16 protein-coding genes are annotated in these 13,654 nt (G+C 50.9%); 8 read left to right on the top strand and 8 right to left on the bottom strand.

The window, feature by feature from the left end; genetic code table 11:
* Positions 1-8 precede the first annotated feature (8 nt).
* Genes ACYSNS_RS03675 through ACYSNS_RS03665 form a run of 3 tightly spaced genes read right to left on the bottom strand, consistent with a single transcriptional unit; the run spans position 9 to position 2,571 of the window.
* Positions 9-860, bottom strand: a complete 852-nt coding sequence (locus ACYSNS_RS03675) for a metal ABC transporter permease (RefSeq protein WP_461721758.1) — start codon at positions 858-860, stop codon at positions 9-11.
* Positions 857-1,699: a manganese/iron ABC transporter ATP-binding protein gene (locus ACYSNS_RS03670; RefSeq protein ID WP_461721757.1), complete on the bottom strand. Its 843-nt coding sequence runs from the start codon at positions 1,697-1,699 to the stop codon at positions 857-859. The genes ACYSNS_RS03675 and ACYSNS_RS03670 overlap by 4 nt, the downstream gene beginning before the upstream one ends.
* Positions 1,696-2,571: a metal ABC transporter substrate-binding protein gene (locus tag ACYSNS_RS03665; protein ID WP_461721904.1), complete on the bottom strand. Its 876-nt coding sequence runs from the start codon at positions 2,569-2,571 to the stop codon at positions 1,696-1,698. The genes ACYSNS_RS03670 and ACYSNS_RS03665 overlap by 4 nt, the downstream gene beginning before the upstream one ends.
* 198 nt (positions 2,572-2,769) lie before the next feature.
* On the opposite strand from ACYSNS_RS03665, the gene ACYSNS_RS03660 reads away from it, so the two are divergent.
* A complete protein-coding gene (locus ACYSNS_RS03660; RefSeq protein WP_461721756.1) occupies positions 2,770-3,285 on the top strand; it encodes a Fur family transcriptional regulator in 516 nt (171 codons plus the stop codon).
* Positions 3,286-3,333: 48 nt separating this feature from the next.
* Here ACYSNS_RS03660 and ACYSNS_RS03655 read toward each other — a convergent pair whose 3' ends face one another.
* Complete coding sequence (locus tag ACYSNS_RS03655) at positions 3,334-3,591, bottom strand: YjhX family toxin (RefSeq protein WP_461721755.1); 258 nt, start codon at positions 3,589-3,591, stop codon at positions 3,334-3,336.
* 295 nt (positions 3,592-3,886) lie between these two features.
* Positions 3,887-4,162, bottom strand: coding sequence for a PepSY domain-containing protein (locus ACYSNS_RS03650; RefSeq protein WP_461721754.1), 276 nt, complete (start codon positions 4,160-4,162; stop codon positions 3,887-3,889).
* A 143-nt stretch (positions 4,163-4,305) separates the two neighbouring features.
* Between ACYSNS_RS03650 and ACYSNS_RS03645 the strand changes: the two genes are divergently transcribed.
* The 3 genes from ACYSNS_RS03645 to ACYSNS_RS03635 are packed head-to-tail and all read left to right on the top strand — an operon-like array spanning position 4,306 to position 6,639.
* Entirely contained in the window at positions 4,306-4,611 is a 306-nt protein-coding gene (locus tag ACYSNS_RS03645; protein ID WP_461721753.1) for a PepSY domain-containing protein, read from the top strand.
* A gap of 22 nt (positions 4,612-4,633) precedes the next feature.
* Positions 4,634-5,296 (top strand): response regulator transcription factor, encoded by a 663-nt coding sequence (locus tag ACYSNS_RS03640; RefSeq protein WP_461721903.1) that lies wholly within the window; start codon positions 4,634-4,636, stop codon positions 5,294-5,296.
* A gap of 5 nt (positions 5,297-5,301) precedes the next feature.
* Complete coding sequence (locus tag ACYSNS_RS03635) at positions 5,302-6,639, top strand: sensor histidine kinase (RefSeq protein ID WP_461721752.1); 1,338 nt, start codon at positions 5,302-5,304, stop codon at positions 6,637-6,639.
* On the opposite strand, the gene ACYSNS_RS03630 is transcribed toward ACYSNS_RS03635, so the two are convergent.
* Positions 6,611-7,063: an EVE domain-containing protein gene (locus ACYSNS_RS03630; protein ID WP_461721751.1), complete on the bottom strand. Its 453-nt coding sequence runs from the start codon at positions 7,061-7,063 to the stop codon at positions 6,611-6,613. The two genes, ACYSNS_RS03635 and ACYSNS_RS03630, sit on opposite strands and share 29 nt — an antisense overlap.
* Positions 7,064-7,246: 183 nt before the next feature.
* Between ACYSNS_RS03630 and ACYSNS_RS03625 the strand changes: the two genes are divergently transcribed.
* Positions 7,247-8,185: a HEPN domain-containing protein gene (locus tag ACYSNS_RS03625; protein ID WP_461721750.1), complete on the top strand. Its 939-nt coding sequence runs from the start codon at positions 7,247-7,249 to the stop codon at positions 8,183-8,185.
* A gap of 33 nt (positions 8,186-8,218) precedes the next feature.
* Here the strand turns inward: ACYSNS_RS03625 and ACYSNS_RS03620 are convergent, their stop codons facing one another.
* A complete protein-coding gene (locus ACYSNS_RS03620) occupies positions 8,219-8,914 on the bottom strand; it encodes a glutamine amidotransferase (RefSeq protein ID WP_461721749.1) in 696 nt (231 codons plus the stop codon).
* Between the two features lie 9 nt (positions 8,915-8,923).
* Positions 8,924-9,550 carry a uracil phosphoribosyltransferase gene (gene upp, locus ACYSNS_RS03615; RefSeq protein WP_461721748.1) on the bottom strand — a complete coding sequence of 209 codons (627 nt, stop codon included), beginning with the start codon at positions 9,548-9,550 and terminating at the stop codon, positions 8,924-8,926.
* Positions 9,551-9,713: 163 nt separating this feature from the next.
* On the opposite strand from upp, the gene ubiE reads away from it, so the two are divergent.
* Genes ubiE through coaBC form a run of 3 tightly spaced genes read left to right on the top strand, consistent with a single transcriptional unit; the run spans position 9,714 to position 13,511 of the window.
* Positions 9,714-10,496, top strand: a complete 783-nt coding sequence (gene ubiE, locus ACYSNS_RS03610) for a bifunctional demethylmenaquinone methyltransferase/2-methoxy-6-polyprenyl-1,4-benzoquinol methylase UbiE (RefSeq protein WP_461721747.1) — start codon at positions 9,714-9,716, stop codon at positions 10,494-10,496.
* Complete coding sequence (ubiB, locus tag ACYSNS_RS03605; RefSeq protein ID WP_461721746.1) at positions 10,497-12,074, top strand: 2-polyprenylphenol 6-hydroxylase; 1,578 nt, start codon at positions 10,497-10,499, stop codon at positions 12,072-12,074.
* Positions 12,075-12,125: 51 nt separating this feature from the next.
* The gene (coaBC, locus tag ACYSNS_RS03600) at positions 12,126-13,511 is read left to right on the top strand and encodes a bifunctional phosphopantothenoylcysteine decarboxylase/phosphopantothenate--cysteine ligase CoaBC (RefSeq protein ID WP_461721745.1); all 1,386 of its coding nucleotides are present in this window, start codon (positions 12,126-12,128) and stop codon (positions 13,509-13,511) included.
* Positions 13,512-13,654: the final 143 nt, after the last annotated feature.

Raw genomic sequence — 13,654 nt, 5'->3', positions numbered from 1 at the left:
GGAACTTGTCATGAGCGGGCCTCCTTTGCGCGCAGTCTTGCCGCGATAGACCCGTGTTTGGGGGCGAAGAAAAACGCCAATGCAAAAATGAACGCCTGTAAAAGCACGATGACCCCGCCTGTCTGCGCATGGAAAAGATAGCTGAGATAGACCCCGACGGCACTGGTGAATGTGCCAATTACCACGGCAATGACAAGCAGACGCTGGAAACGGTCGCTGAGCAAATAGGCCGTGGCTCCCGGTGTGACCACCAGGCTGATAACCAGAAAAGCCCCCACTGTCTGCATCGCCGCAACGGTACAAGCGGCAAGCAGTGCAAAAAACAATATCTTCAAACCATTGGTATGCAGGCCGATGGTGCGGGCGTGGCTTTCATCAAAAAACGTCACCATCAGGTCTTTCCATTTCAGGCTTAAAATGATGAGCGATACGAAACCAATCAGTGCAAGCTGCAAAATATCTGAAGGGCTGACGGCCAAAATATTGCCCAAAACAATGGTGTCGATATTCACGGCCATGGGCTTTAACGACTTCATAAACAGGCCGAGTGCAAAAAATGACGAAAATATAAGCCCGATAATCGCATCTTCTTTCAGCTTGGTACGCTGATTGAAAAACAGCATGGCGGCAGCTGCCAAACCGCCGGAAAAGAAAGCGCCCAAGGCAAATGGCAGGCCAAGTATATAGGCCCCCGCAACACCCGGCACGATGGAATGAGACAGCGCATCTCCAATCAGCGACCAGCCTTTCAACATCAAAAACGCTGAAAGAAAAGCACAGACACACCCCACCAATGCGGAAACCCACATGGCATTGACCATATATTGATAGTGGAACGGCTCCAGCAACCATGCGCTCATGACGAAGGCTCCGTTTGTTTTTCAGGATAAAGAAACAGCGGGCTTTCATCATCACTCAGCACATTGACTTGGCGTTCCCCCACCCTTTCCAAAACATGGTGGCGCAAAGCGCCGCCAAAGGTTTCTTCCAGATTGGCTTGTGTGAAGATGTCGCGCGTTGGCCCGAAAGCCAAAATTGTGCCTTTAACTAAAACGGTACGGTCGCAAAACTCCGGTACAGATCCAAGATTATGCGTCGAAACAAGCATCACCGCCCCTTCATCACGCAATTGCTTAAGCAGCACGATAATCTGGTCTTCCGTTTTCACATCGACACCGGTGAACGGTTCATCGAGCAGAATGACTTTTGCTTCCTGCGCAATGGCGCGGGCTAAAAACACCCGTTTTTTCTGCCCGCCGGACAATTCGCCAATCTGGCGTTTACGAAACTCCAGCATATTGACGCGCTGCAAAGCATCGGTGACAGACGCATAGTCGGCGGCTTTGGGGCGGCGTAGAAAATTCATATGGCCATAGCGCCCCATCATCACCACATCTTCCACCAGAACCGGAAAATCCCAGTCGACATCTTCGGCTTGCGGCACATAGGCCACAAGGTTCTGCTTCAGGGCTTTTTTCACCGGCATATCGAAAACGCTGATGGTACCTTTGGACAAGCCGACAAACCCCATGATCGCTTTAAACAGCGTCGATTTGCCAGAACCGTTAATGCCCACCAACGCGGTAATGGAACCGGTTGGTGTTTCAAAGCTGGCATCGCGCAAAGCTGTATGGCCGTTGAGATAGGTGACCGTGACACCGCAGGCAGAAATTCCTGTTGTCATTGCTCCAGTTGTCATTGCTTGCCTTCTCCATCTGCCAGACCCTTTGCAATGGTGGAACTTGTGACTTTCAGCAGATCAATATAGGTGGGCACGGCACCGTCGGCTTCGGTCAGTGAATCGACATAAAGCACACCGCCATATTTGGCACCGGTTTCACGTGCCACCTGTTTGGCAGGCGCTGGCGAAATGGTGCTTTCGGAAAACACCACCGGAATGTGATGTTCGCGCACGGCATCGATCACGCGCTTGACTTGCTGCGGAGTGCCTTGCTGGTCGGCGTTGATTGGCCAGAGATAAAGTTCCTTCAAGCCGAAATCACGGGCGAGATAGCTGAACGCCCCTTCACTTGTCACCAGCCAACGGCGGTCTTGCGGCAATGCGGCCAACTCGGCTTTAATCGGGTCGATTTGCGCGCGGATCTGCTGCTTATAATTTTCCGCATTTTGCTTGTAGGTCGCGGCGTGCTCGGGATCGTATTTGACAAAGGCATCACGGATATTATCGACATAGATCAAGGCAGAGCTTGGCGACATCCATGCATGCGGGTTAGGCTTTCCCTCATAAGGGCCATCCGAAATACTCATCGGCTCCACCCCATTTGATACGACAACGCTTGGAACATCACTGATATTATCAAAGAACTTTTCAAACCATAGTTCCAGATTCAAACCGTTCCAAAGGATAAGATCGGCCCCTTGCGCGCGCATCAAATCCTGCGGCGTGGGCTGATATTCATGAATTTCAGCACCGGGCTTGGTAATCGATTGCACATCCGCCGCATCACCGGCAACATTGCGCGCCATGTCGGCAATGATGGTAAATGTCGTAACAGCCTTAAACTTTTCGGCAGCCACCGAGACCGAAGGTGACAACAGGCCGAACATCATGAGCCCGACCGCAAATGCCGCACGGCTCAAACTGCGGGCCTTAGGGAGCGAGCCTAAAGATTTTTCTACAACCAACATTATATCCACTTTCTTATTGCACATGATTTGCATTTACAATAATACTTAGCAGAGTTTTTCTGAATTGCAAATGCAAACTATTCGCAATAACGTCTCTTATTCCATCGTTGGAGATTTCTCATGCTGCTCGTTACCCCGCAAATGCGCCAAATTCTGAAGCGCTCGAAAATTGATGATGATCGCCTGCGGCAAATTCTCGAAGGTTTTGGGCTCAGGGTAACCAACCAACGCCTGACAATTGCCGCACATCTATTTGGTGAAGAAGACCGATTGGTGGATGCAGAAACGCTTTATGAAGAGATTGCTTTCAGCGGCGGCAATATCTCTCCCGCAACCGTTTATAACACATTGCATCATTTTTCTGCCGCCGGAATGATCCGCCCTGTTGCGGGTAAAGCGCAGAAGCAACTTTATTCAACGCAATGTTGCAACCTTACCCTTTACCACTACGAAGATGGGACGGTTGCCGTTGCGCCTCAAGCTGCACTGCCGTTTGATCATCATCCGCCTGTGCCCGAAGGTTATGCCATCGCGCATATTGACGTGGCAATCCAGCTTGTAAAAAAACCGGCATCCCATAAATGTGAAAAATGCCGGCTTTATCAGACAGTCAAAAGCAACACGAACAAAGCTTAAAACAGACTTGAACCTTCAAATGTGCTTCTTTGCTTTTGTCACCGCGGCCTAGCGATTATCAAGGCGAGCACGCGTATGCAGCAACCCATTGCGGCTAATTCTATAAGCATCGCCATCTCTGGATTGGATGAGCCGCTTCGCTTTCAGTTTTTTGAAAATATCCAGGGTACAATCGGAAAGCAGAAAACCTTCACGTGTGTAACATTCGATTTCGGAGATTTTACCACTATCGTCGCGGATATAGTCGATATGTCCGCCTTTAGCCAGAACGTGTAACGTCCTTTGTTCAAGTTTTGAGATATTCATGAGGAACTCTATGCAGTAATCATAATTCAACTGTGCCGGCATCACTGCCAGCAATGAAACATTGAATTGATAATTGCGCCTTCATACTTGGCGGCAATTATCTGCTGATTACATTCTCACTCATAAAAACTCTTTGTTCTTGGACTATGACGATTTCATCATAGTGTCACATCCAAACAAAATCAACAAATACAGGGTCAGAACATCAAAATGCCGGAAGCGCATGGCAACCGGCATTCCAATCTAAACTTATATTTTGTTACAAATATTAAGCTTGTGTCACTCTATCGCTGTCTTAATCATCAATCTTTTGGCGGGTGATATTGCCCTGACGGTCAAGACGAAGTTCCAGACGCTGATTGTTCTTGTCTGTCACTTCGGCTTCCCAGCCATCGTGCTTTTGGTCGAGATCACGGATTTGATAACCGGCCTGTTCGAGCTTGCTTGTCAATTGCGACCAACTGATACGCGCATCGGGCGTTTGTGCGGAAGCTGTCGTGGCAATTGCGGTGGCGCCCAAAACGGTAGTAGCTGCAGCCAAAGCAATCATTCGAACTGTTTTCATTGACATGGTTGGTCTCCTTTTTTAATTTATCTCAATCCGGTCGATTTTGCTGTTTCCGGAATATGGCCTATCAATAACATAGGCAAGCTGACGGCAATCTTACACCCCCTGTCAGCGTCCTGTCAGTTTCATTGAGGCATAATGAGGCCATGTTGAAATGGTTGCACATATGCGCGTTGAGCGCCCTTCTCGCCGGGATAGTACCGGCCATTGCCGATGACGATCAGGATGCCGCACGTGCCGCCTTGGCGCGCGGCGAAATCCGCCCGCTTAAGGATATGCTTGCGGCGCTGGAGAAAGCTTTGCCGGGAAACAGCGTCATCAAGGTTGAATTTGACCGCGATGATGGTCTTTACATATATGAGCTGAAGGTGATTGATGCGGGCGGTGTCATCCGCGAAGTGGAAATGAACGCCAAGACAGGCGAGATCATTGATATTGAAATTGATGACTGATGGTGGTCATAAAGGGAATGTTTTGAAAGTTCTGGTTGTTGAAGATGATGCGCAATTGCGCAAAGATGTGAGCGAGGCACTCTCGCAGGCGGGCTTCAGCACCGACGAGGCCGCCGATGGCGAAACCGCATGGTTTATGGGCGACACCGAAAATTACGATGGCATTGTGCTTGATCTCGGGCTGCCGGTCAAAGACGGGTTAAGCGTGTTGAAACTTTGGCGCAAAGCCGGTGTAAGCGTTCCGGTGATCATCCTTTCAGCCCGCGGCACATGGATGGAACGGGTGGAAGGCATTGATGCCGGTGCCGACGACTATATGGCCAAACCGTTTGAAATGATCGAGCTGATTGCGCGGCTTCGTGCCCTTATCCGGCGCAGTGCCGGACAGGCCGATCCGGTTTTGCAAATTGGCGATGTGCAGATCGACACAAGGTTGATGCGTGTTTCCGTCAAAGGCAAAATGGTTGAGCTTTCCGCTTTGGAATATCGGCTGGTGCATTTTTTATCCCTCCATCACGACCGCATTGTTTCGCCCACCGAATTGAGCGAGCATATTTATGGCGATGTTGATGCGCGCGACCCCAATGCATTAGAGGCCTTGATTGGCCGCATACGCCGCAAAATTGGTGCCGGCACCATCGAAACACGCCGCGGCTTTGGCTATCGCTTCGCCGGTGATGTATGAGCGCGATGCGGTCTTTACGCCTGCGCCAATTGGCCTTGGGTATCATTGCCATTGCCATTGCGCTTCTGATTTCTTTTTTCGGCTTTATCTATCTGTTTGAACGCCATATTGAGCGCCGTTTTTCTGATGAACTAAATGCCCATCTCAATGCCATTGCCGCCGGTCTGATTGTCGGCCAAGACAATGCACTGCACCTTTCAGCCTCAAGGTTAAGCCCGCAATTTGATGCCCCGCTCAGTGGATATTATTGGCGGGTGAGCGACCTTGAAGATGGGCAGGTTTTGCGCTCCCGCTCGCTATGGGACAGTGACTTGCCGCAAACAACCTTGCCACAAACAACCCTGAATGCCCAAGCTACAAGGCAAGGTGATGTTTTCATGCTTTCGCGCGATCTTACCCTGTCTTCTGCCGACATGGCACGGCGGGTCCGCATCGATGTGGCCATAGCCACCAGTTTGATTGACAAGGCGCGTGATGAATTTGCAAGCGATCTTGCCCGCTATCTGGCTTTGCTGGGTTTGGTGCTGGTTTTGTTGATTTGGCTGCAAATCGAACTGGGGCTGCTGCCGCTTCGCGGGCTTAATCGCGCGGTTGAAAAGCTCATGAACAACCCTTCCACCCGCATGAGCGACGATTTTGTGGCCGAGTTGCAGCCGCTGACCCGCACCATCAACCATTTGATGGATGCGCGCGCTAAGTCCATTGATGCGGCGGGCAAACGTGCTGCCGATCTTGCCCATGGCCTGAAATCGCCACTGGCCGCCTTGCGCAATTTGGCACAACGTTTGTCGGATGAAGGTAATAGTGAAACCGCGCAAAATCTGCGTGACCTTGGCTTGGGTCTGGAACGCCAGATCGAGCGGGAGCTGACCCGCAGCCGCGCGGAAGTCTCGGTGCAAAAAGGGCCGGTCTCATGTGACATTGCAGCGCTTGTCCAACAGTTGGTGCGCGTCCTTTCCAATACCGCTTATGGCGAAGTGCTTGACTGGCAAAGTCCTATCGCACCCAAAACCATGCTGCCGCTGGATAGTGCCGATATGGCGGAAGCCTTGGGGCCGGTGTTGGAAAATGCCGCCCGCCATGCAAAATCGACGGTCAAAATCAGCATGAGCGCGCAAAACCATCTTGTCATAGACGATGATGGCCCCGGCATGAACCCGGAACAGCGGGAAAGCGCTGTCGAACGTGGCATCAGGTTTGATGAACGCAGTTCGTCCACCGGACTTGGCCTTTCCATTGCCGATAGTATTTTAAAAGCCTATGGCTGGCAGTTGGCTTTGCAGCAAAGTCCGCTTGGCGGCTTGCGCGTGGTGTTTAGCCCTGTTGAGGGCCTATCTCGCTGACGGTACCGGCCAATTGTTTCATGCGCTCAAGGATGACATTGAAATCATTCTCCGACAGCGACAAAAGCCCGAAGCGGAAAGCATAGCCCCAATTCTTCTGGCCGCGGGTTAAATCCAAAACCTGTAAGAGCGGTTTGATCGGCACCGCCGCATTTGCCAGCCAATTGACATTGCGGCGATAGGGTTGAAAGCCATGGCCCATATCGAAGGGATAGGGCACATCATCACAAACATGTCCAACAGATGTGAACGACTGAAAACCGTCTTTCTCACCCATCACTTTTGAAGGTGAATAATAGACAACACGATCATGCTGATGGAGCCTTTTTAACGGGCGCTCTTTGCCATGGCAAACTTGCATAAAACCGCCATCGACACCTCTTTGGACATGATTGGCAGAAGCGATTGCCAGCCAATAGTGCATATTCATCATCCCTGATCTCGCAGTTTTTCATAAGCCCGTTTCATAGACCGCTTGCATGACAATATTTGTCAGCATGGTTTGCAGTCATCCATTTTGGCAATATGATGTGGGTTAAGGCTGGCAGACAAACAGCAATGCAAGAGACTGTTTGCAACATGTTCGTGATATGCTTTAAGTGGTTTTATGGAATATGACGCCGACCAGTTGCAAGAAAAGCTGAAACATCTGCCGCTGCGCAAGCGGCGAGAGCTCGCCTATATTGCTAAGGTTCTGTTCGAGGAATTTGAACAGGCCCAATCAAAAAGACGGCTGAAAGCTGCCCCCAAAGGCCGCATTCTCAAACTTGTGCTCTATGGCTCTTATGCGCGCGGCGACTATGTGGAAGACCGCATAGGCGGCTATTTTTCCGACTTTGATTTGCTTGTCGTGGTGGATAAGGAAAGATATGCAGGCTTTGACTATTGGTATGATGCTGATAAGCGCTTGTCACAAGAATATGTTGTAACCAAGCGCATCAAGACACCGGCAGAGCCGATTGTGCATTCCATAAGCCACATCAATAAGCAGCTCAATGCCGGTCGTCCGTTTTTTCTGGACATTTTGCGTGATGGCATTGTGCTTTATGACGGCGGTGGCCGCGGTTTTACCAAGCCGGGCAATATGAGCGATGAGCAAAAGCACGAAGAAGCGCAAAAGTATTTTGATGAGTGGTTCCCGCTTTCGCAATCCGCGCTTAAGGGCGCCAAATTTCATTTTTATGAATCAAAAGGTAAGATGGGAGCGGATATGCGCATGGCAGCTTTTCTTGCCCATCAAGCGACAGAGCATACCTATAATTGTCTTTTGCTGACATTGAAACTGTACAGCCCGAAGATGCATAATATCTGGAAATTGCGCGATATGGGTGCGGAAATTGCACCAGAACTCATAGCTATCTGGCCGCGTAATAAACGACTTTACAAGCGCTCGTTCGAGCGTCTGGTACGCGCTTATGTGGAGGCGCGTTATTCGCAGCATTATGAAATTACTGCGGAAGAACTGAAATGGTTGTTCGAGCGGATTGAATTGCTACAAGCAGAGGTCAAAACAATCTGCGAAACACATTTGGCAGCCGGCCGGTAACTGAGCATCGTCACTGACTTTATCGTTGCATTCTCATAGATTGGCCAGCCATTCTTCAATCATGATTTTGCAAGCATGATCCAGCCTCTCGCCAAGAACCGCCGCATCTTTACGGATTTGAGCCGGGTTGATTTTTGCACTGGCCAATTCTGCAGCATGTCCGACAAGCCACTGCTCTATCCGCGATGATACAACCTCAGGATGGAATTGCAGCGCCAACACATGCGACCCCACCATAAAAGCCTGATGCCTGCAAAGCGATGTTTCAGCCAATGTGACACATCCTTGCGGCAATTCAAACATATCACCATGCCAATGCAGAACGTGTACATTATCAAGGTGGCGCAGAACAGTTTTCAAGCCTGCTTGCGTGATATGGAGTGTGCTATACCCGATTTCCTTGTGACCGGTTGCTTTTACTTCAGCACCAAGAACATTGGCAATCAGCTGGCTGCCGAGACAAATACCGAGAGTTGGTTTTCCTGCATCGAGTCGTGCTTTTAAAGCCAGCTTTTCAGAAACCAGAAACGGATAGGCCGTTTCTTCATAAACCCCAATGGGCCCACCCAGAATAACAACCATATCCGGCGCGACCAAATCAAGTGTTGCTATATCATCAACGCCAATGTCGAAATAGTTTATTTCGTAACCCGCGTTTTGAAAATGCGGAGCAAAACTACCCAAATCCTCAAAGCCCCCATGACGGATAGCCAAAAGCGAGTTTTTCATCTCTAAATCCTATTTCGTGCCAAACATGCGGTCGCCCGCATCGCCCAAGCCCGGCAGGATATAGCTTGCAGCATCGAGCCCGCGGTCAACCGACACGGTATAGATGTCAACATCGGGGTGGGCTTCTTGCAAATGTTTAATGCCCTGCGGCACGCTCAAAATGCACACAAAGCGAATTTGCTTTGCCCCGCGTTTTTTCAACTGGTCAATGGCTTTCACGGCTGAATTGCCGGTAGCCAACATCGGGTCCACCACAATCACCAGCCGCTCGGCGATATCTTCAGGCGCTTTGAAGTAATATTCCACCGCTTCCAGTGTGTCGTGGTTGCGGTAAAGGCCGATATGGCAAACACGCGCTGATGGCAGCAGATCCAGCATGCCGAAAAGCAGCCCTTCACCAGCACGCAGGATCGAGGCCAAAACCAGTTTTTTCCCTTTCAAAACCGGCGCTTCCATTTCCTCCATAGGCGTTTCAATGGCAGCGTTTTCGAGCTCCAGATCGCGGGTAACTTCATAGCCCAAGAGAAAGGCGGTCTCACGCACAAGCTGGCGAAATTCGGCTGTTGATGTTTCTTTTCTGCGCATCATGGTCAATTTATGCTGAACCAGCGGATGGGAAACAATTGTCACGGCCATGGACTTTTCTCCTTATTGTGCAACTTATTAGGCCTATAAGCTTTCATGGAAAAGATGAAAAGATGCTGACTGCCTTCAATTTACCTTTTTCGTTTGTTGACCATTCCATAAGTGCGCAAGTTGCGATAGATAAAAAGGCAGATAATATTGAAAGGTCACAGAAATGACTGTTGAGACAGCTCGCGTTGGCGCCAAAGGCGGTATGGAAGAATCATTCGGCTTTAAAAAAGTTGAAGAAAACCAGAAACAGTCCATGGTCAACGAAGTGTTCCATTCTGTCGCCAAGAAATATGACATTATGAATGATGTGATGTCCATGGGCATGCATCGTTTATGGAAAGATGCTTTCGTTGCCTGGCTTTCGCCACCGCATGTGGACGGTTGGAGCGTGCTGGATGTGGCTGGCGGCACGGGCGATATCGCCTTCCGCATTATCGACGCATCAAACCGCCATGCCCATGCCACCGTGCTCGACATTAACAGCTCCATGCTGGAAGTGGGGGCAGAACGCGCCAACAAAAAAGGCTATTCCCAATATGTCGATTTCGTTGAAGCCAATGCCGAAAAGCTGCCCTTCGACGATCAGAGTTTTGACGCCTACACCGTTGCTTTCGGCATTCGCAATGTGCCGCATATCGACAAAGCCTTGGCAGAAGCATTCCGCGTATTAAAACCCGGTGGGCGTTTCATGTGCCTTGAATTTTCGGAAGTGGAAATGCCTGTTCTCGACAAGGTTTATGACATGTGGTCGTTCCACGGCATTCCGCGTGTGGGGCAGATGATCGCCGGTGACGCAGACTCCTACCGTTACCTTGTAGAGTCCATCCGCAAATTTCCCAAGCAAGACGACTTTGCCGCCATGATTACCAAAGCGGGCTTTTCCCGCGTATCCTACCGTAATCTTACCGGTGGCATTGCTGCCATGCATTCTGGTTGGAAAATTTGAATGTCGAAAATCTCCGCCTCATTCCGTTTGATGCGCGCCGGTTGGATTTTGGCGCGTGAAGGTGTGTTAAGCGCCCTGCCAAGCGATGGCTTGCAAGGCCCGCCAGCATTGGCCCACCGCATGGCCGGATGGGTGGCACGACGTAAAACAAAAAATACCGATCGCAGCGAAAATATGTCGCGGGCGATGAACAAGCTCGGGCCATCCTATATCAAGCTGGGCCAATTTTTGGCGACGCGTCCCGACATTGTCGGCTCTGACGTGGCCAAGGATTTGGCACAACTGCAAGACCGTGTTTACACCTTTCCCCATGAGCAGGCTGTTGCGCAGATTGAAGGTTCGCTTGGCCGCAAGATTGACGACTTGTTTGTTGAATTCGGGCCTGCCATCGCCGCAGCATCCATGGCGCAAGTGCATCCTGCGACGGTGCGCGATGCAGACGGCAGTCTGCGCAAGGTGGCGGTCAAGGTTATTCGCCCGGGAGTGCGCCAACGCTTTGCCAAGGATTTGGAAGGCTTTTACATGGTGGCCGAAACGCAGGAGCGCTATGTGCCCGCTACCCGCCGTTTGCGCCCCGTCAGCGTGGTTGACATGTTGGCGCAGTCAACCAAGATCGAGATGGATTTGCGGCTGGAAGCGGCAGCCCTTTCAGAGTTGAATGAAAATACAGCCGAAGACCCCGGTTTTCGCGTGCCGCTTGTGGATTGGGAACGCACCGGCCGCGATGTGCTCACAATGGAATGGATTGACGGCATCAAGATGTCTGATGTCGACGCCCTGCGCGATGCCGGTTTTGACCTTAATGCGCTTGCTGTCACTTTGATGCAGTCATTTCTGCGCCATACATTGCGCGATGGCTTTTTCCATGCCGACATGCATCCGGGCAATTTGTTTGTTGACCCAACTGGCTGCATTGTTGCGGTTGATCTTGGGATTACGGGGCGCCTTGGCAAAAAGGAAAAGCGCTTTCTGGCCGAAATTCTTTATGGCTTTATCACGCGCGATTACCGCCGTGTTGCCAGAGTGCATTTCGAAGCGGGTTATGTCCCTCACCACCATGATCTTGAAAGTTTTGCGCAGGCCAACCGCGCTATCGGAGAGCCTATCCACGGCCAACCCGCCGAAACCATTTCCATGGCCAAACTTTTAACATTGCTGTTTGAGGTGACAGAGCTTTTCGATATGGAAACCCGGCCCGAACTTTTGCTTTTGCAAAAAACCATGGTGGTGGTGGAAGGTGTTGCCCGCACACTGAATCCGCATTTCAATATGTGGAAAGCTGCCGATCCGGTGGTGAAGGAATGGATCGCGAAGAATATGGGGCCAGTCGGCATGGTCAAGGACCTGCGCGAAGGGGCTGAATCCTTGCTGCTTTTGGCCCGCCGCACACCGGAAATCGCCCAAAGCTTTCAGCGCATTCAGGAAGGTATGGATGAGATGGCGCAAAATGGCATCCATCTTGATGCCCCCACGGTCAAAAGAATGGCACGCGCGCAAGCCAAGCAAAACCGTTTTGGCCGTTATGCGCTTGTTGTGATAGCAATTTGTATGGTTATTATCACCTGCAGGCTTTTTTAAACGATAAAATGTGCTAAATTTGATTGCATTGATTGCAATTGGATAAAAGCCATGGCCAGCATTACCATTCGTAACCTTTCCATCGAAGCCAAGGATGAACTGCGTTTGCGCGCGGCTAAAAACAGCGTTTCCATGGAAGAGCAAGCACGGCGCATGCTTTCAACACCACCGGAAGAGATTGCGATGCCGCTTGCAGTTTCTTCACCCACTATGCAATCATTGCAATCAAAATCCATTCTTCTTATCATCGGTGGTGGCATTGCCGCTTATAAATCGCTCGATCTTATCCGCCGTTTGCGTGAGCGCGGCGCGGAAGTGACCGTGGTGATGACGCAGGCAGCGCAGCAATTTGTCACCCCGCTTGCCGCTGGTGCGCTTGCGGGCGGCCATGTGTTTACGGATCTGTTTTCACGCACCGACGAGCAGGATGTCGGCCATATCCGGCTGGCGCGTAATTCCGACCTGATTATCATGGCACCCGCTACCGCAGACCGCATGGCAAAAATGGCAACGGGCATTGCCGATGATCTGGCCGGTGCCGTGCTGCTTGCCGCCAACTGCCCCATATTGCTGGCACCAGCCATGAACCCTGCCATGTGGGCGCACCCTGCCACAAAGCGCAATGTGGCCACGTTAAAAGCCGACGGCATTCAAATGATTGGCCCGGAGCGCGGCGAAATGGCCGAAAGTGGCGAGGCCGGGCGCGGGCGTATGAGCGAACCACTAGCCATCGTGGCCGCCGTTGAATATCACCTTGGTACAATACATAAACCACTTTTGGGCAAACATATTGTTGTCACCTCCGGCCCCACGCATGAGCCGATTGATCCGGTGCGTTATCTGGCAAACCGATCATCTGGCAAACAAGGCCATGCCATTGCCAGCGCATTGCACGAGCTTGGTGCAAAGGTGACGCTTATTTCCGGCCCTGTCAGCCTGACAGACCCGAATGGAGTGGAAACAATCCACGTGGAAACCGCGCGGGAAATGCTGGCAGCGGTGCAAAAAGCACTACCCGCCGATGCTGCGGTTTTTGTGGCCGCTGTAGCCGACTGGCGCACCGAACAGACAGCACAGCAGAAAATCAAAAAACAGGCAGGCCAGTCTGCACCAATGATCCAGATGGTGGAAAATCCTGATATACTGGCAACTATTGGCCATGCTGAAAATAGACCGAAGCTGGTGATCGGCTTTGCTGCTGAAACCAACGATCTTTTGGCCAATGGGCAAAAAAAGCTGGACAAAAAGGGTGCGGATTTCATCCTTGCCAATGATGTGTCGCTTGGGCAAAACGGTGAGAGTGTGATGGGCGGTGATAGCAACACTATCCACCTTATAAGCCGTAACGGCGTGGAGGATTGGCCGCAAATGACCAAGCAGCAAGTTGCGGAAAAACTTGCCGGCTATATTGCCCGTTGGTTCGATGAACAATCTTAGACCGGCAGCGCCTCGATGGCACGCCGATAGAGTGAATCAACATACTTCGAATCTAAGACTGAACGAAATAACCATACGGCGATCTGATTATTTAGATGCTGGAAAGATATTTGCGCAAGACATTCCATTTTGAAAAGAATTGG

This window comes from Bartonella sp. LJL80, assembly GCF_054871565.1.
The sequence above is the reverse complement of the archived record's forward strand: the minus strand, read 5'-3'. Positions and strand labels throughout refer to the sequence as shown.